Annotated in this window: 18 protein-coding genes; 10 read left to right on the top strand and 8 right to left on the bottom strand. The window is 38.4% G+C overall.

Translation table 11 applies throughout. From position 1 onward, the window contains the following. Nucleotides 1-10: 10 nt before the first annotated feature. Together CA2015_RS02060 and CA2015_RS02065 are read right to left on the bottom strand one after the other, a co-directional pair. Nucleotides 11-3448 (bottom strand): PD40 domain-containing protein, encoded by a 3438-nt coding sequence (locus CA2015_RS02060; RefSeq protein ID WP_048640380.1) that lies wholly within the window; start codon nucleotides 3446-3448, stop codon nucleotides 11-13. Nucleotides 3449-3478: 30 nt separating this feature from the next. Continuing rightward, the gene (locus tag CA2015_RS02065) at nucleotides 3479-4534 is read right to left on the bottom strand and encodes an NAD(P)/FAD-dependent oxidoreductase (RefSeq protein ID WP_048640381.1); all 1056 of its coding nucleotides are present in this window, start codon (nucleotides 4532-4534) and stop codon (nucleotides 3479-3481) included. Nucleotides 4535-4590: 56 nt separating this feature from the next. Between CA2015_RS02065 and CA2015_RS02070 the strand changes: the two genes are divergently transcribed. From CA2015_RS02070 to CA2015_RS02090, 5 genes are read left to right on the top strand one after another with little or no spacing between them, the layout of a single operon-like run. Further along, a complete protein-coding gene (locus CA2015_RS02070; protein ID WP_048640382.1) occupies nucleotides 4591-5244 on the top strand; it encodes an MBL fold metallo-hydrolase in 654 nt (217 codons plus the stop codon). Continuing rightward, on the top strand, nucleotides 5241-5945 hold the full coding sequence (gene pssA / locus CA2015_RS02075) for a CDP-diacylglycerol--serine O-phosphatidyltransferase (protein WP_048640383.1): 705 nt from the start codon (nucleotides 5241-5243) through the stop codon (nucleotides 5943-5945). The genes CA2015_RS02070 and pssA overlap by 4 nt, the downstream gene beginning before the upstream one ends. Further along, the gene (porU, locus tag CA2015_RS02080; protein WP_048640384.1) at nucleotides 5929-9189 is read left to right on the top strand and encodes a type IX secretion system sortase PorU; all 3261 of its coding nucleotides are present in this window, start codon (nucleotides 5929-5931) and stop codon (nucleotides 9187-9189) included. Before pssA ends, porU begins: the two co-directional genes overlap by 17 nt. After that, entirely contained in the window at nucleotides 9186-10400 is a 1215-nt protein-coding gene (porV, locus tag CA2015_RS02085) for a type IX secretion system outer membrane channel protein PorV (RefSeq protein ID WP_048640385.1), read from the top strand. The genes porU and porV overlap by 4 nt, the downstream gene beginning before the upstream one ends. Then, nucleotides 10397-11674, top strand: a complete 1278-nt coding sequence (locus tag CA2015_RS02090) for a M16 family metallopeptidase (RefSeq protein WP_048640386.1) — start codon at nucleotides 10397-10399, stop codon at nucleotides 11672-11674. The genes porV and CA2015_RS02090 overlap by 4 nt, the downstream gene beginning before the upstream one ends. A gap of 10 nt (nucleotides 11675-11684) precedes the next feature. On the opposite strand, the gene CA2015_RS02095 is transcribed toward CA2015_RS02090, so the two are convergent. Then, nucleotides 11685-12656, bottom strand: a complete 972-nt coding sequence (locus CA2015_RS02095; protein ID WP_048640387.1) for a glycosyltransferase family 2 protein — start codon at nucleotides 12654-12656, stop codon at nucleotides 11685-11687. 88 nt (nucleotides 12657-12744) lie between these two features. Between CA2015_RS02095 and CA2015_RS02100 the strand changes: the two genes are divergently transcribed. Then, nucleotides 12745-13338 (top strand): YigZ family protein, encoded by a 594-nt coding sequence (locus CA2015_RS02100; RefSeq protein ID WP_048640388.1) that lies wholly within the window; start codon nucleotides 12745-12747, stop codon nucleotides 13336-13338. Here the strand turns inward: CA2015_RS02100 and CA2015_RS02105 are convergent. The 3 genes from CA2015_RS02105 to CA2015_RS02115 all read right to left on the bottom strand — a co-directional run bounded on the left by CA2015_RS02105 (nucleotide 13335) and on the right by CA2015_RS02115 (nucleotide 17313). Further along, nucleotides 13335-13937 carry a 3'-5' exonuclease gene (locus CA2015_RS02105; RefSeq protein WP_048640389.1) on the bottom strand — a complete coding sequence of 201 codons (603 nt, stop codon included), beginning with the start codon at nucleotides 13935-13937 and terminating at the stop codon, nucleotides 13335-13337. The genes CA2015_RS02100 and CA2015_RS02105 overlap by 4 nt on opposite strands. Beyond that, nucleotides 13934-15424, bottom strand: a complete 1491-nt coding sequence (gene nhaC, locus CA2015_RS02110) for a Na+/H+ antiporter NhaC (protein WP_048640390.1) — start codon at nucleotides 15422-15424, stop codon at nucleotides 13934-13936. Before nhaC ends, CA2015_RS02105 begins: the two co-directional genes overlap by 4 nt. A 590-nt stretch (nucleotides 15425-16014) precedes the next feature. Continuing rightward, nucleotides 16015-17313, bottom strand: coding sequence for an IS4 family transposase (locus tag CA2015_RS02115; RefSeq protein ID WP_316934228.1), 1299 nt, complete (start codon nucleotides 17311-17313; stop codon nucleotides 16015-16017). Nucleotides 17314-17503: 190 nt separating this feature from the next. Between CA2015_RS02115 and CA2015_RS02120 the strand changes: the two genes are divergently transcribed. Continuing rightward, entirely contained in the window at nucleotides 17504-17983 is a 480-nt protein-coding gene (locus CA2015_RS02120) for an Mpo1 family 2-hydroxy fatty acid dioxygenase (RefSeq protein WP_048640392.1), read from the top strand. A gap of 121 nt (nucleotides 17984-18104) precedes the next feature. Further along, nucleotides 18105-20120, top strand: a complete 2016-nt coding sequence (locus CA2015_RS02125; protein ID WP_048640393.1) for a monovalent cation:proton antiporter family protein — start codon at nucleotides 18105-18107, stop codon at nucleotides 20118-20120. A gap of 76 nt (nucleotides 20121-20196) precedes the next feature. Here the strand turns inward: CA2015_RS02125 and queA are convergent, their stop codons facing one another. Then, a complete protein-coding gene (gene queA, locus CA2015_RS02130) occupies nucleotides 20197-21246 on the bottom strand; it encodes a tRNA preQ1(34) S-adenosylmethionine ribosyltransferase-isomerase QueA (protein WP_048640394.1) in 1050 nt (349 codons plus the stop codon). Between the two features lie 115 nt (nucleotides 21247-21361). Here queA and CA2015_RS02135 point away from each other — a divergent pair, with 115 nt between their 5' ends. Beyond that, on the top strand, nucleotides 21362-22606 hold the full coding sequence (locus tag CA2015_RS02135; RefSeq protein ID WP_048640395.1) for an ABC transporter permease: 1245 nt from the start codon (nucleotides 21362-21364) through the stop codon (nucleotides 22604-22606). Between the two features lie 40 nt (nucleotides 22607-22646). Here the strand turns inward: CA2015_RS02135 and recA are convergent, their stop codons facing one another. Continuing rightward, nucleotides 22647-23699: a recombinase RecA gene (gene recA, locus CA2015_RS02140; protein ID WP_048640396.1), complete on the bottom strand. Its 1053-nt coding sequence runs from the start codon at nucleotides 23697-23699 to the stop codon at nucleotides 22647-22649. A gap of 182 nt (nucleotides 23700-23881) precedes the next feature. Here recA and CA2015_RS02145 point away from each other — a divergent pair, with 182 nt between their 5' ends. Continuing rightward, nucleotides 23882-24676, top strand: coding sequence for a DUF3108 domain-containing protein (locus CA2015_RS02145; protein ID WP_157470252.1), 795 nt, complete (start codon nucleotides 23882-23884; stop codon nucleotides 24674-24676). The last annotated feature ends 120 nt before the right edge of the window (nucleotides 24677-24796 follow it).

Consider the following 24796-nt stretch of genomic DNA (forward strand, 5'->3'; position numbering starts at 1 on the left):
GATTTTGTATCTAAAAATTATAACCCAAAGTTACATAAAATCTCGTTTTCTCAACCGTATAATTTCTTATCGGCCTGGCAGCATCAAACTTCACATAATAATTGAGCAATACAGTCCTAAGTCCTGCCCCATAACTTTGCAGCCAAGGATTGTTGAAATTGTTAAGCGTAATAACAAATGGTGAACCCTCAGTATTGATCACCTCGGTGTTTTGATCATTTACGCGCTCCCAAGGTGCGGAATTAGACCAGGAAGAACCCGTTTCATAAAACCCTACCAATTGAAAGTTTCGAATAAAATTAGAAGTAATATTACCTCGAGACAGGTATGAGAATAATGGAATTCTCAATTCAGTGCTAAATGTGATTACATTGTTCCCTCTTATTTCGTCATAATCAAATCCACGCAAATCAACGAACTCGGCAAAAAGCAGGTTAGAGTTCTCTACCCCAGCTTCGTTTCTGATAGGAGAAACTTCAGGTCTGTTAGTTGGCGGTTGGTAAAATTTATTAAATAACCAATTCTGCATACCTCCAACCAAATATTTTTGAGGATTACGTCCAAAATACCCACCGGCATATAACCTTGTAGCAAGGGTGATGTTTTTATGGATTTTCTGGTAATTTCTTAAATCAAGGTAAACATTACTAAAGGACCTTTCACTGAGATTGAGCCCCTGATAATGAACCAAACCTATTTTACCTTTAAAACCTTGCTCCATGTACAAGCCCAACAGCCTGGTCTTGTCTATTACTAGCTCCGCTCTACCACCGGCATAATTGACATCTAAACGATTTTGCGGCCCATCCCCTCCTCTAATAATTGAATCCGGATTAAGATTGAAATATTGTGTTTTGGCAATAAAGGGTGACAAACTCACTCTTGCTCCTGTTGAAAAAGGATAAGAAACACCTACCTCAGTTTTGCTAAGCACATATTTCTGAAAAGTAAGATCTCCTTCATTTCTCAATATAGAACGGCGATCAAAGCGTCCGTTTATATCCAATTTGTATTTTCTGTATTCGTACTCAAAATAAAGGTCACTGCCAGAGCGAAAATCTAATGCCGTCAACACTCCGCCTTTTATAGAGTGATTGTCCAGCAAGTCAGTCATTTGACCACTTATATTTAATCCGAATCCCCTCAATGGATCAACAACGAAGGAGGTATTGAGGCTACTTGTGATAAATTGGGGCACATAATCTCTTGGACCTTGCACCCTTTTCACCATGTTTTGTTGCCTGAAGGCATCCAAAATATTACTTCGTCTGTCTGCAAGTCCTGATGGATCCTCTAATGGCTTGGAAGATTCTTGTCCATAAAGTTTGGGTATGGTATCAAAGGTGTAATTGTCTGTGTCAAGGCCTCCTTCTGTTTCAAACCTTAACCTGTCAACATTTATGGCAGCTGTCATAGGCTTAGTAATAGAAGGAATACTGTCTTCTAAAGCATCAACCTTATTTGGCAAGTTTGTCTCAGCAAGTATTTTGCTATCTCCACCAGACAATATTTCTTCAAGATCAACCCCGGCAAGACTGGTATCTGCTGGAGTTAATAAGACATCCTGATTTTCAACTTCAGCGATTGCTTCTGGAACTTCATTGTCCTCTTCTGAAGTTATTTCTTCAACCTGCCTTTGTATTCTTCTATTGGAAATCCTTTCATTCACAAGCTTGGCCTGTTCCAACTGCACCCTTGGAGTACTTGGAGTAAACTGATCCAAATTCGGGAAGTTTTCCAACACTAGCTTGGTCTGGGTACCATCTTTCACTGCATAAGCCCATTTGTTGTTTTGCAGGTCATAATCGAAAGATTCCAAACTTTGATTGAATGCTGAGACTTGGCTTGAAACACTATTTCCTAGTCCTAGGCGCATCAAATTTGTAATCCCACTCTGCTCACTTAGGAACAATATAGTTGCATTGTTTAATTTTGCCGGATAAAGATTAATATGGTTCAAATTGGTAAGCCTGGTTTCGGACACCGTATCTCCCAGGTTTAATTGAAATAAATTATAATAATTAGGGAAATTATGAACATCAATAACTCCAGTCAATAGGCTGTCAGGAAGGTCAACCTTATTAGAGGCGTAAATAATGGTTGAATCATTCAGGTATATTGGCGTTCTATTGTCGAATACATCATTGGTAATCCTCCTTCCCTGTCCTTTCATATTTAAGGTGTAGATTTCTGTTTTACCATTGTTTATCGCAGACAAGACCATGGTCCGGCCATCTGGTGAAAAATCAAGATCCAAAATCTGGGTTATGTTTCTAAGAAAAATTTTATCTTGACTACTTCCGTCAATGGCTCTCATTCTTAAAGTGGTGACACCTCTTTTAAAAGTACCAATTACCAAATTAAGGGTATCCCTCCACGCTATAGTAGGAGTACTGTAATCCGCTTCCTGTTCAAAAGACACATATCCCCCTTTAAAAATCACACTCTCTTTTCCTGAAGAGACCTCCCTTACTTTTACTTTAAATTTCCCCTCAACATTCTCCACATAGGCAAGATTTTTACCATCAGGGCTGAAACTAATGTCTGTAATCTTACCAAATCGATTTTTTGGGGTAACATTGATCACGTTATCCTCATTGATGTCTTTGAAGTTTTCAAAAACACCTTTATTAATATCCATATAAAATTTCATCCATTCTCCGGTGAAATCTTTGAAACGACGGCCTAAGGTGTTGGCTATACTAGTACCTTCATTTCTATTTATTCGACTTAGGTTGAGTATACTTGATAGGTACCTTCTGCCATATTTTTCAACGACATAATTCCAAATGGACTGCCCTACCAAACCGGCCTCCTCATCCTGAAGCTTAAATAATTTAGGGTTTTCATTATCCCTAAGGTAGTGACGGACAAAATCATCCATTTCCCTACTCCAGCCATAAGCCAGGTATTTCGCCGCTCCATCAATAAACCAATCTGGGAAATTATTCACAAGGTTGGACTGGAAAGCATCAGAAATACTAGCCCCATACAACATCTCTTCGATGATTATTTTTGAGGTTTTATACAGCAATTCTTTCTTAAAGGACTCCCATGACCCTAAATAAGCAGCCTCAGCTAGGAGTTTACTGAAAAATGTTTGCCCGTCAACCGTAAAATTATTGGTGTTAAGGTTTAAATTACTTTCTAATAGTTCCTGTTTGGAATTGTAGATAAAAATCTTGGGTTTGGTATAGGCCACATAACCTATAGATTGGGTCAAATTATCAAATTCACTTTCTAAAAAATCAATTGCCATCCTGGCATTTGTTCGACCTCCATCATAATAATATACCTCAAAGTTATTGGAGGTGAAAAAATACCATTCTTTATCTTTATGCTGGATCCTATTTTTTCCAAATTTCTCCTTATTGAACTGCGCCAATAGTTCACCACTAGTGAAGCAAGATATAAGTATACCTATAATTAATAAATATTTAAGTCTCATTTATGTGCCTTAGAATTATTAGCCAATGTTTTAAATATACTTAAAAAATCTATTTATGTTCACTTCTTTGTGAGGTTCCTCACCACAAACCATAAGTTTTACCATCTGCTTACTTAAATAAGGCACCAATGACACCCCCTTGGCTCCGAAACCTCCAAACAAGTAAACGTTATCTTTGCTCGGATGTTTTCCAAGTACGGGTTTTCTATCTCTAATTCCCGGCCTTATTCCTACCTGATGGTCCTTAATCGCTATCACTTCTTTCTCAATTAATTGTTCTAATTTATCAAGAATTTCCTTTTTACCTGCATCGGTAGGACACAAATTGACTTCTGAATTATTATAGGTGGAGCCTACTTTCCCTATGCCCTCACCCATGTCTATCCTAAACACACCTCTATTTATAATTTCAGAAGAATAATAGTCCTGTTTCACAGTAAGTATCTCACCTTTTACAGGAATAAAGGGAATCCAATTGAAAAAAGTATTATTTCTCGCTTGAATTCCATTTGTAAATACGATTTTCTTGGCCAAAATTTCTTTAAACTGCCAATTCCCATCCTTGGTTTGTACCAAATCCTTTTCAGACAGCACAGCCTTAGTAAGCAAATTGCGTTCTCTTAACCATTCGCTATAGCCATTAACCAATTCTAGCGTATTTATATATCCGGTAGATTTAAGTAATACTCCACCAAATGGATCCTTTACTCCCTTATTACGTGATTGGGTAAAAACCTGTTTTATAAAAGCATTGAACTGAGGGTCAGCACTTTTAGCTACCCACTCATTTTGTTCTTCATAAGAAACAAAAGGTCTGTAGATCCCTAAAGAATGTACTAAGTCCTTATCAAGTAAGCGCTCCATCTCATGATAAAATCGTTCTATCTCTTCAAAAAGAATATCCGCTAGCCAAGTTTTCACCAAATTCCTCCCTGTTACAGGATTATACAATCCAGCTGCTATTTTCGAGCTACTGTTGGGGTCTCCATCATCAATAAGGTGAACACTATGACCATCTTGGATAAGTCGATGAGACAAAACAGTTCCTGCCAATCCCTGACCAATTAGTAAAAAATCCACTTCCATGCCTAAAATTAAATCATTCTTTGTTATTTTGATGCAGGAATTCAAATCATTTTAAAATGCTGCAGATTAAATCATTTACATTCAACCCTTTCTCGGAAAATACCTATATCTTATATGATGAAACCAAAGAAGCCCTGATCATTGATCCTGGTTGTTATGAAAAACAGGAAAAGGGTGTATTGTATGATTTTATTGCCAAAGAAGAGCTAACACCGGTAAAAATCATAAATACCCATTGTCATATAGACCATGTCCTAGGTAATGCCTTTGTAAAAAAAACCTACAAAATCCCACTTTGGTTTCATGCTGAAGAAGAAGCTATTTTAAAAGCGGTGAGCACCTATGCCCCCAATTATGGCTTTGCTCAATATCAGGAAACCAATGTAGACCACTTCCTAAAAGAAGGAGAAATAATAAAATTTGGTAATACAGAATTAATACCGATCTGGGTACCTGGTCATTCCCCTGGTCACCTGGTATTGTTCCATAAAAAATCTAAACAATGCATCGCTGGGGACACCTTATTTCAAGGAAGTATAGGGAGAACTGATCTACCTGGTGGAGACCATGCCACCTTGCTGAATGCCATCAAAGAAAAATTGTTTACCCTTCCCGATGATGTGGTGATCTATCCTGGGCATGGACCTAGCACTACAATTGGTTATGAAAAGTTGAACAATCCATTCGTGGGTAAAAACGCAGTAAATTGACCATAAAAAAACACATCCCAAATGTCATTACCAGCTTGAATTTACTCTCAGGTATGGTTGGAATTCATTATGTCATGGTTAATGGCCCTTTTTATGGATTCTATTTTATTATTGCAGCAGCCATTTTTGATTTTTTTGATGGGTTTGCTGCACGGATGCTAAAAGTTCAAAGTCCCATTGGCAAAGAATTGGATTCTTTGGCCGACCTTGTCACTTTTGGGGTTTTGCCATCATTTATCGTTTTCTTGCTTTTGGATGCTGTAAGTACCAATGACTGGATTCCGTATATCGGTTTTTTGATAGGTATACAATCAGCCCTTAGATTGGCCAAGTTCAATATAGATGAACGCCAGGAAGACAGCTTTATAGGTGTACCTACGCCAGCAAACGCACTGTTTTTTTCTACATTACCCTTATTGGGAGCTGCTGTACTATGGATTGGAAACGGACTTGATAACCCTTGGATACTTAGCGGGTTAACTTTGGTCTTCTCCTTCTTGCTAACAGCAGAACTTCCCTTATTGGCATTAAAATTTAAAAACTTTAATTGGAGTGGAAACCAATGGCGTTACCTGGTACTTATAATCTCAGGGTTTAGCCTACTAATTCTGGGCTTTGCAGGAATTCCTATTGCTGTACTTTCTTATATTTGTCTGTCATTGGTCAATAACTGGATGGACGGTCATGGAGATAAGGGGTAAATTTGCTTTCAAATGCTTGATTGGGATAATTGGTAGTCTTTACTACATTCTTCCAGTCTCAGCCCAGCAAACCTATAAATTTCCGGTTTCCAAAGAAGGCGTCTACCACTTAAGCCAAAATCAGGCCACTGTTTGGGGACTAGGAGACCTGGACCAAATCTCAATTTTTGGACAACCCGGGATGTTGGACCAAAAAATTGATAGCAGCATTTTTTTACAAAAAGAGATCCCACAAAAAATTATTGGAGACAAACTCTATTTTTTTCTGGAAGGAGCTGACCAAGCTCTTCTTGAAGATGGAATAGCCCATCTAAATGAGCATCATTATACAGACACCCTTTTTTATTTACTCCAAACAGGAAGCACAGCAAGGAATAAAATCACAAAAACAGAGGAACATAACGAAACAGAAAACAGTCTTGCTCCACCTAAAAATCTTTTTCAGCTTTCTATTCATAAACTGGAAGAAGAAAATCTTTTAAGCTCAGGAAGGGAATGGTACGGCTATAGAACCTTTAATGGTGGCAGCCAGATCATCACAATTGAACAGGCCGCTCCCAACTCAGTTGGTCCTGTTGCTATTTGGGCTCAATTTATGGCGCAGTCTTTTGAAGAAAGCAAATTTACCTTAGCCGCAAACAACCAAGTCATAGGTCAGGTTAGCATTCCTTCTATCCCTAACAGTAGGTATGCGATTAAGGGGCGAGAAACAAGCTTTGCCTCCAATTTCCCTAAACCTGAGGGCAATAAGCCACAAAACATCGTTCTTACTTTTTCCACTCTCAATCCAAATGGCACTGGTTATTTGAAGAACATGCTTTTGGGGTATCCCTTTTTATCCTCCCAACTCCCAGAAGGGGTCTATTATTCTCCTGACAACAGTGCTTATTCTATTGAAACTTCACATCAAGGCATTTGGGATGTCAGTGATTTTTATCAGGTAAAGGATATAAAAACCGACAACCTTCCAACAAGCAAGGCGAAAAAGATTGTAGTTTTTGACCCAGAAAGTTCCTCTGAAATTAAAAACCTTGAGCAAGTAATAGGAAGAAATGAAATTCTAAACGGACAGCCGGAATTCATTATCATTACTTCTGCCTCTCTATTCAGCCAAGCAAAACGACTTTCAGATTTTAAAAATTCAATGGGATTGCCTACTGAAGTGGTTTTAGTAGAAAATATTTATAATAGCTACGGCTATGGCAATCCTGACATTAGTAGTATTAGAAATTTTTTAGCTGCGTATTGGCTAACAACTGGCCGACTAAAAAATGTTTTGTTCTTTGGTAAAGGCAGTTTTGATTACAAACATAAGTTAGGTGGCAGGCCGAACTTAGTGCCAACTTATAGTTCCAGAGTAAGTCTAAATCCGTTGACCACTTATGGGTCGGACGATTATTTTGGCTTTTTAAACATGGGAGAAGGTGAATGGTTGGAATCTCCGGAAGGAGATCATCATCTATCCATCGGCATAGGAAGAATCCCAGCCATCAACTCCAGAGAAGCAAAGATTGCGGTAGACAAAATAATCACTTACCAAACTGGTAATCTAGGAAAATGGAAAAAGAAACTTTTATTTGTGGCTGATGATGGGGACAATAATATTCACCTTAATGATTCTGAGAAGCATACAGCTTACTTACACGAATATTCTCCCGAGTTTGAGCTAAAAAAACTATACCTGGACAATTTCCCTCAGGAGATGACTGATAACCCACAAACTGCTATAAAAGCCAGGGAAGCCTTAATTAAGAACATTAAAGAAGGCCTATTATTACTCAACTATATTGGTCACGGCAATGAGCTAAACCTGACCGCTGAAGGACTGTTTAGTGTAAGCGATATTCAAGATTGGCCCGTCACCAACCGTTATCCGGTAATTGTGACAGCAACATGTGAATTTGGAAGGCATGACAGTCCTTTTATTAGATCTGGGGCCGAAGAACTTCTACTGGCCGAACAAAAAGGAGCTATCGCTATTCTTACTACTGGTCGACCTGTTTTTAGCAGCATTAATTATTCCCTAAACAAAGCGTTTATAGAAGCGGCTTTTAAACAAGGTGAAGCATTGACCTTGGGGGAAATATTTAGAGACACAAAAAACAATAGCCTCAATGGCCCTCTGAATAGAAATTTCTCCCTGCTTGGGGATCCTTCCTTAAGACTTGACCTGCCCATTTACCACGCCGAAGTGAGAGAATGGATGGAAATAGACACGCAAATAACTACAGATCAACTAAGCGGACTCAATCGTCTGGAATACAAAGGTAAGGTAGAAGACCCCTTGACTGGAGCAAGTGTCACTCAGTTTGACGGCAACTATGAAATAACGATTAATGCACCTCCAAGTCAAATAGAAACCCTAGGAGATGAAAGTTCAAAAACCTTTTACACCGATTATTCCCAAACCTTGTATAGGGGGACAGGGAAAGTAGAGAAAGGAAGTTTTACAGGAGAAATTTTACTCCCTAAATTAGAAGGCTATTCCAATGATGAAATTCAAGTAAGTTTATTTGCGATCCATAACGATTTAAATAGAGAAGCATATGGGGCTAATAAAATTACAATCAACCCAAAAGAACCTGACATTAACCCAGAAACAAACAGTCCGACCATAGAAGTATGGATCGCCGACAGCTTACAAAGTAAGTCTCAGATTTCTTTTAGAAATACTCCCGTTTGGCTCCACCTTGCAGATAAATCGGGCATAAAAATAGATGAACCTTCAGGTATCACTCTTCAGGTAAATGAAAATCCAGCCCTATCCTTAACCAACGAATACTATGCCCTAAACGGAAGTTATAAATCTGGAAAAATCAAAGTGTGGGCAAACGATTTAATAGAGGGAATAAACGAACTTTCCTTCACCATTTATGATCAATTAGGAAATAGCACCCAACATACTGAAATAGTGGAAGTAAAGGGAAGTAATCAGCTAAAAATAGAAAATATTTTGGTTTACCCCAATCCGGCCACAGATGAAGTTAATTTTAAAATAGTACACAATCGCCAAGGTGAAACCATTAATTTAAGTTTAAATTTATTTTCTTTACAAGGAACTGAAATATTTTCTTACAAGGGACGTTTTCCAAAAGCTGAGCGGTCAATAATAGACATCCAGTGGATATTTTTAAACAGTAATTCCCAAAATCTAATAAAAGGAACTTATCTTTACAATTTAAATCTATATTCTGAGGAGGATGCAACTTCAGATATAATAGCAGGTAAAATCATTATTCAATGAAAGCAATTAAAAACATTTGCCCAATTTTTATTTTTTTATTGGTCTTTAGCTCCTTTCAGGTTGAAACTAAAGCCCAAAACTCTTTAGAACTTACCAGGCAAGATGGGACCAGAAGGGTAATCATTACAGCAGTTCCCTTTCTAAACTTCGCCCCTGACAGTCGACATTCTGCAATGGGTGATGCTGGAGTGGCTACTTCAGCCGATGCCAACTCAGCTCATTGGAATGCAGGGAAACTTGCTTTCATTGAGGACGACATGGGCTTTTCCCTTTCTTATTCGCCATGGCTAGGAAGACTGGTTCCAGACATGTCCCTAAACTACCTAACAGGATACAAGAAAATTGATGATGTATCGGCTTTTGGTATTGACCTTAGGTATTTCAATATGGGGGATATTGTTTTAACGGATGGCCGGGGTAATTCCTTAGGAGATTTTAGTCCTAGAGACATCGCCATTGGTGGTACTTATTCCAGAAAACTTTCAGACAATTTGTCTTTAGGTATTAGTGCCAGATTTATACATTCCAATTTATCCGGAAATATCAGTTCTTCAGGAGGCAACGAGAGTCGCCCGGGTGTTTCGGTAGGTACCGATGTAGGAATCTATCATACCTCAGAAATACTAATGTCTGACAAAGTAGGTGTACTATCCTGGGGAATTAGCCTTTCCAATATAGGCCCTAAAATCACTTATAACAGTGCAGATGACCTAGATTATCTACCCACGAATTTTAGAATTGGAACAGCATTAACCATTCCTATGGATGAGCGGAATAAAATCACCTTTGCGCTTGATCTAAACAAATTAATGGTACCAAGTCCACCAGTTTATAAGGTTGATGAAAATGGGCAGTTTGTCATTGATCCCAATACAGGTAACAAAGAAATTGAATCTGGAAAAGATCCTTCAAGAGCTTTAATAAGTGGCATGTTCGGTTCTTTTACTGATGCTCCGGATGGCTTCAGCGAGGAACTTCAAGAGGTGATGATTTCTTTTGGTACAGAATATTCCTATGATGACAAATTTGCGCTTAGAGCTGGTTATTTCCACGAAAATGCTGATAAGGGCGGACGAAGATACTTCACGATGGGAGTAGGTTTCAAATACAATAGACTTGGGTTTGATTTCTCCTACCTTGTACCACAGGTTCAAAACCATCCTTTGGCAGAAACACTTAGATTCAGTCTGCAATACAACGTTCAGAAATGAGTATAGACCGAAGTCTGGCACCTCCTTATAGTATCCCTGAAAAGATTCATCTCAATCCTCCTGAACTAAGGTTTTTAGCCAATGGAATACCCTTGTATTATATTCCTTTTCCGAATATTGATGCGGTAAAAATTGAGGTCATTTTTCCGCTTAAAAATACCGAAAGTAATCCGTATAAACCTTTGCTGCCTTTCTTCACCTTACACATGATACTGGAAGGCACGAAAATGCTTAGCTCGGAAAAACTGGATGATTTTTTTGATTTTAACGCCTCAGAAGTCGATATCATTTCCGGCTATGAAAGACAAGGATTAAGCCTACTGAGTACCAAGCAACACTTATTGGAAGTTTTGCCTGTATTCAGGTCCCTTTTCACTGATGCAACTTTTCCTGAGAAAGAACTTAAAAAGAGAAAATCGCAGAAAAAATTAAGTATCAGTATTAAAAAAGAACAAACCTCTGCTCGTGCCAATCAACTGATACGGGGAAGCCTCTTTGAAAAAGGCCATCCATTCGGCCATCAAATCATTGAGCAGGATGTAGACGACATCAATCACAGTGACCTTCAAAACTATTACAACAATAGTTTTTTAATCGCTCCTCAGATTTTTTTAACAGGACAATTGTCCGATGAAGAGATGAAGGCAATTGAGGCTACTTTCAGCGATTTACCTATATCAAATGAAAAAACTGTTTTTCAGGAAACTGGTCAAATTCAGCCTAGAAGACAAACTGAAAACAAATCAGAAGCTTTACAATCCAGCATAAGAATCGCCAAATGGATGGTTCCAAAATCACATCCGGATTATCCAGCATTATCGGTTCTCAACACCCTACTTGGCGGGTACTTCGGAAGTAGGCTTATTAAAAACATCAGAGAAGAAAAAGGCTACACTTATGGTATCAATAGCTTCCTTGGTGAATTGAATGGAAATGAATATTGGATGACCGTAGCGGATGTAAAAGGCGGCTATGGAGATGCCGTAATTCAGGAGGTCTACAAAGAAATTGAACGTCTTAAAACTGAACCTGTCCCAGCATCTGAACTGGAAATCATCAAAAATTACCTGGCAGGAAGTTTATTGTCAAACTTCAGCAACCCATTTGATCAAATGAGCCATTTCCAACAGGTACATTTTCAGGGGATGAATTTTGATTACTTTACTCGCCATTTGGAATACATCAAACATTTTGATGGAGCGGATATCATGACAATGGCCAACAAGTATTTTGATCAAGAAGACATGCTTGAAGTAGTCGTAGGTGCCGGATAAAGCTCCTACTTTAATCAAAGGATCTTTGCCTCCATTTTTCATAACCAGCAGAAAGATCCCACTTTATTTTGGACCAAGAATAATAAAGCAAAAACCATAAATTTATAGGATATAGGGTTTTATAAAGTTTCAACATCTTCAAGGCTATATCAAAATTAGCAGATACTGTTGCATGCTTTATTTCATGAAGTAGCCTTAACCGAAGGGCTTCCTTATCGCTACGGCACTTGACCATCCCCGCTATTTTTTCACAAACAATTAAAGTAGAAGGTAATAATTGAGAGTTTCTAGACTTGTACTGCTGTTGTGACAAAGAATCCTTTATAATTCTTTTGTTTACAGTTAGATAATCCCCATAAACAAAAGAATACTTAGCCGCCATTCTCACTAGAATATCAAAATCTTCGTAGCTTAAATTTTCATCATAAGCTCCAACCGATCTAAAAGCATTTGCCTCCATCACTAAGGTGGGAGAACTGATGGCATACCTCTTGATTACCGTTCCAAAAACATCGCCTTCTACAATTGGGACTTTTGCCTTTCCCTCTTTATTTGTGGGGTAAAAAGATTGCACCTTTCCATTAGGAAAATGCTCCAAAGCATTACTGAAATACACCTTGGCATTACTTTGTTGTAGGTGGGCTAAGGCCAATTCTAAATGCCTTGAATCTAAAAAATCATCCGCGGCTAAATCCACCAAGAAACAACCCTTTGATTTAGCGAAGGCCTGATTAAATGCCTTACAGTAGTTCATTGGTTTTTCGTGATAGAAGGATTTTGTTGGGATCTTTTCAACATTGGCATCCAACCACAAATTAATTTCAAGCCTTGAATGGTCAGTACTACCATTGTCAACAATAAAGAGTTCAATAGGTCTGTGGGTCTGCTCCAAGACACTATTCAGTGCTTGGGCAACATAATCCCCCTGATTATAACATGTGCAGATCACTGTCACCAAGTGTTTTTCTTCTTTTAGTTTCACAGACCTATTGCTTGATTACTTCATCAGCTTAATTCAAATGACTAAATTAGCAAATGAAAGTGGAGATTATTAAACAAAGCCAATAATAATGGAGGATACTTATCGCAGTATTGACAAACCTTCGACAGGTATTTATAAAGAGAAAGGAAGTAAATTTTTATCCTTTGCTTATCCAGTAGATAGCGAAGAGGAAATTCAGGAATTAATCCATCAACTCAAAAAGCAGTATTATGACGCACGGCACTATTGCTATGCCTATGTACTGGGCAAGGACATGGGTACCTACAGAGCAAATGATGACGGGGAACCCAACCACAGCGCTGGAGACCCCATTTTAGGCCAAATTAGATCCAACGAGTTGTCCCATATATTGATTGTGGTCGTTAGGTACTTTGGCGGTACCAAATTAGGCGTTGGTGGACTCATACGTGCCTATAAAACAGCCGCAGCTGAAGCTATTTCTTCCGCAAACACCATTATAAGGACTGTAATGGTACCCTTTTCCATTACTTTTGATTACTTGTCAATGGATGAAATAATGAGGACCATTAAGAGGTATGACCTAAAAATAATCGCTCAGGAATTTGACAACAACTGCCTTATAAAACTGGAATGCCGAGAAGGATTAATGGATGAAGTGGTAGAAGTATTAACCGATATACCTTCTTCAAAGCTTATTTAAGTAGAAAAAATCTCATCCAAATAGCCTTCTTTTTGTAGCTTCAGAAAAATCTCCAAACAAGCCCAGGCATCTGTGGCTGCATACAGCATTTGCTTGTTGGTCAGCACTGGCGCTTCCCAATTTGATACCTGTTCAGATTTTGAAATTCGGATCCCCAATACCATCGCACTAAGGTTTCTAACACCTACGTTAAGGAATCCTACTCTTTTTAATTCTTCATTCAAATCAAAAAATGAATCTGGATTAAATTTAGGAGAGATTTTTTTCAATGCTTTCAAATCATCCCTTACTGCCGCACCTACTTTTACAATGCGAGGGTTTTCCAAAATTGCTTTGGCACTAGGTGGAAAACCTGTATTATTCAGCCGAATCAGGTAAGCATTTTTGGTGGTGGAAAGCTGCAATAATGCCACCTCATAACTTACCCCTTTTCTAAATGCCGGTCTTGTTTCTGTATCAAAACCTATGATCCGGCTGGCATTCAAATCCTTCTCCATTTCACGAAGGCCCTCTTCATCTTCAACCAATATTATCTTTCCTGGAAAAGCTCCCAAGTCCAATGCATTAACTTCTTCTTTACTTATTTTTAATGGTATCATGCCCCGATTTCTTCTTCGTTGATGGTTTTCATTTCTTTTTTTGAATAATAGTTGATTCCCCAGTTAAAATAACCAAACAATATGGTCATAAATGGACTTATAATATTAAAAAAACAATAAGGAGCATAGGCCAGTGTCGCTACTCCCAAAACAGAAGCCTGAGTTGCTCCGCAAGTGTTCCAAGGTATCAACACCGAAGTCACAGTTGCACTGTCTTCCAATGTTCGACTCAAGTTTTCGCCTTTCAATCCACGCTTACGATAAATGTCTGCATACATTCTACCAGGAACCAAAATCGCCAGATATTGATCTGATGTGGTAATATTAAAGAACAAACCCGTGCCTGCTGTAGCAGCGATTAGCGATCCTACAGAATTAACTTTACTAATAACAGCTTCTGCGATTACCTTCAACATACCACTTACCTCCATAATGCCTCCAAAAGCCATGGCGCAGATAATCAACCATACAGTATAAAGCATTCCTGACATCCCGCCTGTTACCAATAATTCATTCACAATCTCATTGGAAGTAAGTATAGCTGTATCTCCATAAAGTGCCTTCATTACTATTTTAAAAGACTGAAGTGAGAGGCTACCCTCTATGCTTGAAATACTTGCCAGATCGCGAATTACTTCCTGCTGAAAAAGCACTGCAAATATAGCTCCCAAAATAGCGCCTGCTAAAAGCACCGGGATCGCAGGTACTTTTTTGACAATCAAAATAAAAACAATCACCGGAACAAGAAATAACCAACCATTGATGGAAAAGGTACTGGATATAACCCTAGATATTTCTTCAACTTGGCCGACTGTTCCTTCACGGTTACCTATAAACCCAATCGCTGCAAAGATAATTAGGGTAATTATAATCGAAGGCACAGTGGTTTTCATCATGTGCTTGATATGGGTAAACAAATCCGTCCCTGCCATAGCTGGTGCAAGATTAGTGGTATCTGAAAGTGGAGACATTTTGTCCCCAAAATAAGCTCCGGAAATGATCGCTCCACCTACTAAACCTTCACTAAAACCCAATGCTTTCCCAATGCCAAGCAAGGCCACCCCAACGGTAGCGACTGTGGTCCAACTGCTTCCTGTAGCAATAGAAACAACCCCACAAACCACACATGCAGCGACCAAAAACACAGTAGGATTTAAAACCTTCAATCCATAATATATCATGGCAGGAACAATCCCACTAAGCATCCATGTTCCTGCAAGGGCTCCGATCAGCAATAAAATAAGTATTGAGGACATGGCAGAAGAAATGCTATTGATCATTCCCTCTTGAATCTTCTCCCACTTTACATTCAAGCGGATAGAAGCAATTAAGCCCGCCACTGCTGCCGATACAATAAGCACCAATTGATTCGATCCAGACAAACCATCTGTTCCAAATACTTTTATATTGATCGCCAATAGAACTATCAAGAAGACAATTGGAAATAATGCTTCCGAAATAGAAGGTCTTTTGGAAGTTTTATCCATGAGTTTTCGTTATTATCAACATTAAAGTCCTACTTGAGTTTCGCACAGATTTACCAATGTCTTGTTAAAAATATTTTAAGCCTATAGACTGCAATCCATTCGGACTTACCACAGTCTTTCTTTGATTTTGCTAGCGGCAGAATGGATCATTTTAAAATTAAAGCACTCCTTGGGAAAATTCTAATCTCATCCCCGATTCCACGCATTTTTACTTCGATTTTACTACTATTTACCACTCAACGGCAAAAATCCAAGGTTGTTTTGGGGATTTTTAATTAATCATAGCATTTAATCCAGTTTAAAGTTATAAAAATTTATGAGTTTTTGGCTTGCAAGTGAAGTTCTCTTTACAAATTAATAGCTAATTAAACCCGGATTATGTAATAGAATTTCTCCGCCCTGACAATGGTCAGGGGTGAAGCCTGTCCCATGTTTACGGGAAGTGTTGCAATCGAGACAATCAGACTGTTTGGAGATTTTAGCATAGCACCGCTATGGTGAAATTGAAAACAGCAACGAAGTGGCTGATTTTAAAGCGATTTCAGCACGTAATAGAATGTCTATTGCATATTTCGGGCAATGTCGTTTAGTTAAGGTTTATAAGTTATAAAATTACTGGGTCTGGCAGTATACCTTTTTATTCTAGGAACTGACCTGTTGGGCCGTATTATTTCAAGTTGAAGCAACAGTTTGAAAGCATAATCAGATATTTTTCCAATGATTTTGTCCATTCCTTGTTTGAGTTGATCAATTATAGATTTGGTTTTACGATACGCCTGGGTTCTGTTGATCTGATAAGTGTTTTTCCGTTTTTTATTACAGTAGTCAATCCCTTTTTTGGTAAGTGTTTTACTGAGAATGTTGCTCAAGTTGGCCCTGAGAATGATTCTATTAAAATCCTGGAGAACGGCCCTGGCCGTCTTTCCGCTCAGGTTTTCAAGTTCCGCCCTAGTTTTGAGTAGCTTGAAAGACTCTTCAACAGGCCATCTTTTCCTGTAGAGCTCACGTATTTCCTTGACAGGGTACTTCTTATGGTCAACTAGGTTGGTTATCAATATATGGTCTTCTCCTGATGCAATCGGTACCCGTACGAGCCTTAACTTGAGTGCCTCAGTAGGAATATTCCTTTCCCTACACCTGTTTAAGGCCTCTTTGGAAGGGGACACCTCTATGATCTGCTGTTTTTGGGTAGATGCTAAAAATGCCTTTGCATGTTTCCATCTGTTTGCCTTTACCCTGATGACAAAGGATTTCTGTTGCTGAACCAATGAGGACATGAGCCAAAAGGCCGCATAAGCCCTATCCATTATAAGCAGATCGCCCGGCCCTAGACAGGGAAGATGACTTTCACACAGAGCAAGTTCACTTGTCCTGTAATGTTTGATCTTGGCATCTATACTGATTTGGTTGAGTACATCGTAGGCTTGGGAAACACGGGCTAACACTACTTTTCTCCCGTTTTCAGTCCGGGTTTCGAAATGGCCAAAACCTTTTGCCAATTCTTTGCTGTAAGGAAGCTGCAAAGTACTGCCGTCGATACCTATAAGCCGAAAACCTTTCCATTTACGGATATGGCTGGCTTTATTATAATAAAAAGAACATTGTTGTTCATTGAGCCATGTAAACACCTTGGGGTTTAGTTTGGATCGTTGCTGACTGAATGCTCCTTTGGAATAGCTGACCGATTTGTCGGAAAAAAAATTATCAAGTTCTTGCTGAACACTCGATTTACCCAGGCCCAACATGAAGTAGATAAGATCTGTAAAACCCAAACACCGCTGACGAACAAACGCTGTGTTAGTCGTACGGAACCTATCGCGTGTTAATCCATTTTCTATATTGTTTTTTAATAGTTTTAAAAAGTCCTTCGAAAAGGAAAAGGACTTGATTGTTGTTAGATTATTTTCAAAAAAACTACGCTCCCTTTTCTTTCCTAAAAATAATAAAAATTCCTTAACTAAACGACATTGATATTTCGGGTTAAAAGTCTATGAAGAAAATTTCACTTGAAGAAATGGTATGATTTTCTCGGAATAATTTTTACCTTATAGGTACTTTTCCCACCATAAACGAATAAATATGAGGAAAATAGACAGTCTATTAATAGAATATGGCACCAGCCATCAAAACCCAACCAATAAAATCATTCACTGGTTTTGTGTTCCTGCCATCTTTTTCAGTATTGTTGGACTGATATACAGTATACCGCCAGGACCTTTAGCAAGTTTGGATTATTTGTTGAGTAATTTCACCAATTGGGCCACTGTCACTTTAATTCTTGTCTTGTACTATTATGTTACCCTCTCTTTTCCTTTGGCCTTAGGTATGTTTTTATTTTCAGCAGTATGTTTGTCTGTTGCGGACTTATTAACCTTGTATTTACCTTTCCCCCTATGGCTTTTTTGCACCGTTCTTTTCATCGTCGCCTGGATTTTCCAATTTTATGGACATAAAATTGAAGGCAAAAAACCTTCTTTCTTAAAGGATTTACAATTCCTATTAATCGGCCCTGCATGGCTGATGCATTTCATTTATAAGCGTTTAGGTTTAGCTTACTGAATAAACAAAACAGTCCTTTGGGCAATCTCTTCTTGGATCAATTATTTTCATAACGATTCCTTAGCACTGTTTTCTCTTTATTATAGTATATTCAAACCCATTTGTTTCAATTCCTATAACTATGAACTCTTTTATATTAGCAGTTGCGGAATTACCCTTACTGTCCGACATAGTAGTAATCTTTGGCTTAGCTACCTTAGTAATTTTGCTCTTTATGAGACTCAAGTTACCCACCATTATTGGGTACTTACTCACCGGAGCCATTGCAGGTCCCTATGGACTCTCCCTTGTATATGCTTCCACTGCTGTGGAAGTTTTATCAGAGATAGGCGTAATTTTATTGCTATTTGTAATCGGCCTAGAGTTTTCTCTTAAAAGCTTAATGGCCATTAAAAAGGCTGTATTTATTGGGGGAAGCCTACAGGTGACCCTTACCATTGGAGTCACTGCAATGATCAGTTACCTGTTTGGTTTTGATTGGAACATCGCTGTATTCTTTGGTTTCCTCTTTGCATTAAGTAGTACCGCCATTGTATTAAAGTTGTTGCAGGAGTCTGGACAGGTAAATACCATTTCAGGACGTACCACCTTGGCCATTTTGATCTTCCAGGACATCATTATTGTCCCATTGGTACTATTCACCCCTATGCTTGCCGGAGAGTCTGACAATGTCCTCCTATCGCTCTTTTACCTTGCGCTTAAGGGAGGCCTGGTAATCGTTCTCACCATCATCAGTGCTAAATACCTTATCCCTCAGTTATTGTACAGGGTGGCCAAGACAAAAAATGAAGAACTTTTCCTTTTAAGCATCATCGTAACATGTTTTGCTGTTGCTTATGTCACGTCTTTACTTGGTCTATCCCTTGGTTTGGGGGCATTCTTGGCGGGTTTGATTATCAGTGAATCCGAGTATAGCCACCACGCCACGGGTAAAATTTTACCCTTTAGAGAAATATTTCTGAGTTTCTTTTTCGTTTCGGTAGGGATGTTGTTTGATATCAGTTTTTTGGCCGAACACTTCTTGCTTATATTGGCTTTGGTAGCCCTTACTTTTGTGGTAAAATTCACGGTTACCTCCTTAGCTGTAAAGTCCTTAGGAACGAGCTACAAAGAATCCTTTATAGTGGGTTTTTCTATCTTCCAAGTGGGTGAATTCTCGCTCTTGCTTGCTAAAGAAGGTTTGAAATATGAATTGCTGGACAATACTACTTATCAGTTCTTCTTGGCCATCTCAATATTGACAATGATCATCACCCCCTTTGTGCTCAAGCAAAGGGAAAATCTCGCTTGCAAAGTACTTAACATTCCTATGCCTCAGAAATTCAAGAAAAAACTTGAAGAAAAAACTCAGGTTCCTGAGCTTAACCTTGAAAAAGACTCGCTTAATGACCATTTGGTCATCATAGGTTATGGTTTGAATGGGAGAAATCTTTCCAGAGCAGCGAAAAGGGCAAAAATCCCTTATGTAATTATTGAGATGAACCCTGAAACTGTAAAAGTAGAGGCAGCAAAAGGCGAACCCATTGTATATGGTGACGCGGCCAATGCTGTGGTATTGGAGCATGTTCAAATTCACAAAGCCAGGGTGGCCGTTATTGCCATTTCAAACCAACCTGCCACGAGTGGAATAATTGAGAACATCAGGACAGCTTCTCAAAGTGTATTTATAATTGTAAGAACAAGGTACGTCAATGAGATCGAATCTATGCTCAACCAAGGCGCTGATGAGGTGATTCCTGAAGAATTTGAAACGTCAATAGAAATATTCACAAGGGTACTGTACAAGTACCTCGTTCCAAAAGGAGAGATTGATGATTTTACCAACGATGTGAGACACCACAATTATGAGGTTTTCCGTACCCCATCAAATGACAGCTCAGTACCTACCTTGGACATTCCTGAAATAAACTTTGCTGGGATAAAAATCGAAAAAGACCATGGCACTTATATAGGTAAATCATTAAAAGACAGCAACCTGAGAGGAAACACCGGAATTAATTTAGTAGCTATAAAAAGAGATGGAAAAACAGTAACAGAAATCACCGGCAATACCAAGGTCAAATTGGGAGACATTGTTTATGTGGTTGGAAAACCAGAGGCTTTAGAGCTTTTTGAAGAAGAAGTAGGTATTAGCTAAATAATCGTCAATAAAAAAGCCCTGTCATTTAATCCTGACAGGGCATTTCTTATTATTAACTCCAAAGAAATTGCTACTAAATAATAAGCATTGCATCTCCATAACTGAAGAATTTATAATTTTCCTTGATTCCTTCTTGATAAGCTTTCATGATAAGGTCATAACCACCAAAGGCTGACGCTGTCATCAATAAAGTAGACTCAGGCAAATGAAAATTGGTAATCAATCCATTTGCGATTTTGAATTCATATGGAGGAATAATAAACTTATCTGTCCATCCACTGCTAGATTTCAATCTACCATTGGCAGTAACAGAAGACTCTATTGTTTTCAATGAAGTTGTCCCTACAGAAACAACCCTTTTCTTTTGGTCCAGAGCAGTATTGACCAAGTCAACTGTTTCTTGAGGAATGTCATAATTTTCAGAATCCATCTTGTGCTTGGTAAGGTCTTCTACATCCACTTGTCTGAATGTTCCCAATCCAATATGCAAGGTAATAGGGCTTACCTCCACACCTTTTATTTCAAGGCGTTTCATCAAATGAGGGGTAAAATGAAGACCTGCCGTAGGAGCAGCAACAGCACCTACATGCTGAGCAAAGATGGTTTGATACCTTTCCCTGTCTGCATCTACTACGTCCCTTTCAATAAAATCTTTCAATATAGGCGTTTCACCAAGCGTATCTATGGTCTTGTAGAATTCCTCATCAGTACCGTCGAAAAGAAATCGAATGGTTCGGCCTCTTGAAGTAGTGTTGTCAATCACTTCAGCTACCAAATCACTGTCCCCAAAATAAAGCTTGTTACCAACCCTTATTTTTCTGGCAGGATCTACCAAAACATCCCATAGCCTAAGTTCCTGATTGAGTTCTCTTAATAAAAAGACTTCGATCTTCGCACCGGTTTTTTCTTTATTACCATAAAGTCTGGCAGGAAATACTTTAGTATTGTTGGTTACAAATACATCCCCTGTATCAAAATAATCGATGACATCTTTGAAAACTTTATGTTCTATTTTACCAGTATCTTTATGAATGACCATCAATCTGGACTCATCCCTGTTCTCTGGTGGATGAAGGGCAATAAGTTTTTTTGGAATTTCAAACTTGAAATCTGATAACTTCATATGTATATATTTAGGAAATACCTATTAAACGTAATTATCGTAAAAAATGCAAAGTTAATAAGAATTAAGCCAGATTCTATTTATATTGTCAAATTGTTTTAAATAATATTGAAATTTGATCGTATTCAGACTTATTTGGGAGAGCTTTCGCTTCGCGATGGATGCATTGAAGTCTAATTTGACAAGGACTATCCTTTCTCTATTAGGCGTTACTGTAGGTATCTTTGCTATCATTGCTGTTTTTACGCTTGTGGACTCACTTGAAAAAAACATCAAAGACAGTCTTACCTTCCTGGGCAGCAATGTGGTTCGGGTTGACCGCTTCCCATTTGCTGCCGGAGGCCAAAACTATCCTTGGTGGAGGTATTTCAGGAGACCTCCTGGAACTTATGCTGAATTTACTTTCTTAGAAGAACGATTAAAAAGTGCCCACTCAGTTACCATTTCTGCCAATACCAGAACAACAGTAAAATCAGGCAGTAACGCTTATGAGATGGCCAATTTGGATGGGGTTGTGTTCAACCACAAAGATGTCTACGACATTCCCATCGACAAAGGACGATTTTTTACAGAAATGGAAATCAATGCAGCAAGAAATGTTGCTATAATTGGGGTTAAGATTGGGAATGCGCTATTTCCTGGCCAAAGCCCAATTGGGAAAACCTTTAAAATTAAAGGATTGAAGTTCACCGTTATCGGTGTCTTTGTAGAAGAAGGTGAAGGACTATTTGATGCCCCATCCAAGGACGAGGCTTTATTGGTACCTTACGGTGCTTTCAGTAAACTGTTCTATGTGGGAAAAAATGGCATAGAGCCAATAATTGCCGCCAAAGGATTGGATGATGACCCTGGGCTTGTGATGCTGGAAAATGAAATGGCAGGGCTGCTGAGGGCAAAAAGAGGATTAAAACCTACGGCTGAAAACAATTTCGCATTAAACAAATCAGAGTTTATCCAAGACGCTATAGGTTCTATCTTTGCCGTAATATCTATTGCAGGAGGTGTAATTGGAGGTTTCTCTATTTTAATTGGAGGATTTGGAATCGCCAACATTATGTTTGTATCCGTAAAAGAGCGCACTGGAATTATTGGTATTCAAAAGTCTCTTGGAGCTAAAAATTATTTTATCCTGCTTCAATTTCTATTCGAAGCCACAGTGTTAAGTCTTATTGGTGGTTTGTCAGGACTTTTAATTGTTTATGCTGCCACTTTTGTCTCTTTGGGCAACCTGGAGATTATTCTCACCTTTAAAAATATTCTCCTTGGATTGGTATTGTCTTCCGCTATAGGTATTATTTCCGGAATTATTCCCGCCTCATTGGCAGCCAAAATGGATCCGGTAGTTGCTATCAGAATGTGACAACCACTACCGGAGATAATTATTTTAAGCCTAAATAAATTTATTCTGCAGCCTTGCTGCTCTTTTTACTCGACTTGGCTTTTTCCTTATCTGATTTAATTATACCAGCTTTTTCTTTAATCTTGAATTCTATTTCATCCATTAATTCAGGATTGTCCAAAAGAAGGTTTTTCACTGCATCTCTTCCTTGTCCCAATTTATTGCCTTCATAAGAAAACCATGAACCTGCCTTCTTGACGATTTCAAATTCCACACCTAGGTCAATGATCTCCCCTACTTTGGAAATACCTTCACCATACATGATGTCAAACTCTACCACTTTAAATGGAGGAGAAACCTTGTTCTTAACTACTTTAACTTTGGTTCTATTTCCAAGAATATTGTCCGGCCCATCTTTTATTTGACCAATTCTACGGATATCTAATCTTACAGAAGCATAAAACTTAAGTGCATTACCACCCGTGGTTGTTTCAGGATTACCAAACATTACGCCTATCTTCTCTCTCAACTGATTGATAAAGATACAAGCACAACCTGTTTTGTTAATCGCTCCTGTAAGCTTCCTTAAGGCCTGAGACATCAATCTGGCCTGAAGTCCCATTTTGGAATCCCCCATTTCACCTTCAAGTTCACCCTTAGGAACCAAAGCAGCTACGGAGTCAATCACGATAATATCAATGGCACCGGACCTGATAAGGTGCTCTGTAATTTCCAAAGCCTGCTCACCACTATCGGGCTGGGAGATGAGTAAATTCTCAGTATCTATCCCCAACTTTTCTGCATAAGCCTTGTCAAATGCATGTTCAGCATCTATAAATGCAGCCAGACCACCTGCTTTTTGTGCCTCAGCTATGCAATGCATAGACAAGGTGGTTTTACCAGATGATTCCGGACCATATATCTCTATGACTCTCCCTCTCGGTACTCCTCCTATGCCTAGGGCCATGTCCAAGCCTAAGGATCCTGTAGAAATAGCAGGTACATCAAGTACCACATTATCGCTCAATTTCATTACAGTCCCTTTGCCGTAAGTTTTTTCCAACTTATCCAGGGTAAGCTGGAGGGCTTTTAATTTTTCAGTATTTCCACTCATAGTCTCTCTTCAGATATTCACTAATGTTCATTCCTAATGTGAAAGTAAACATTAGGGAGATCATTAACAACTATTGAATAACCATTGTTAGCGCAATTCATTATAGTACATTTGGATAATCAAACATCAGTCTCTGAAATCCACAATGGTATGAACTTTGAAGTAAACCAATTAAAAAAGGCATGATCATGTACTTTCAATCTCTTGTCATAGTATTGTTGTTGTTCTTTCAAACGGCCTCAACAAATCAATTCCCGGTCAAAAAAAACGATGCTTTCACCAAAGGAGAGACCCTCACTTTTAATGTGAGTTATTTTCTCTTCAATGCTGCAGAAGCCAAAATGGTCATTGACGATAACATCCACTATATCAATGGAAAACCCACTTATAAGGTCGATGTATATGGCAAAACCCTTAATATTTTCAAATTATTTTATGTAAAAGACAATTGGGGAAGTTATATTGACACTGCCCAAATTATACCTTATCGATCCTATAGGCACATCGAAGAGGGCAATTATAGAAAACATGAAATAATTGATTTTGACCATCAGGACAGAGTGGCCACCCAGAAATTATTCGACAGGGAAAATGAAACAATTACCAAAAGAAAAACCTACGACATCCCATACCAGGTTCAAGACATCGTCAGTGGTTATTATCAACTACGCACAATGGATTTCACAGGGTTAAAAAAAGGTGATAAAATAAACATCAAAGGTTTTTTTGACGAGAAAAATTATAACCTAAAATTAACATACGAAGGGATGGATGATATTTCCACAGATATTGGGGATTTTGACACCCATATTTTCAGTCCTGAAATGCCAAGTAACAAACTCTTCAGGGGTAAAAAACCCATAAAAATATGGATTACGGCAGATGAGAATCGAATTCCTGTCAAAATAAAGGCAAGCATGGTAGTAGGATCTATTAATATGGAAATTGTCTCTGCAGAGGGGTTAAGAAACAATTAATTAACATTAAATTAAAACTTAATTCACATAGATTGGTTTTTACGACTGCCTGCTTCTATGAATGAGCTTGGTCACGGTCAATACATCTATTTGTTTTTTTATAATTCTTATCTTTGGGAA

The sequence above is a fragment of the Cyclobacterium amurskyense genome (assembly GCF_001050135.1).
GTDB classification, from domain to species: Bacteria; Bacteroidota; Bacteroidia; order Cytophagales; family Cyclobacteriaceae; genus Cyclobacterium; species Cyclobacterium amurskyense.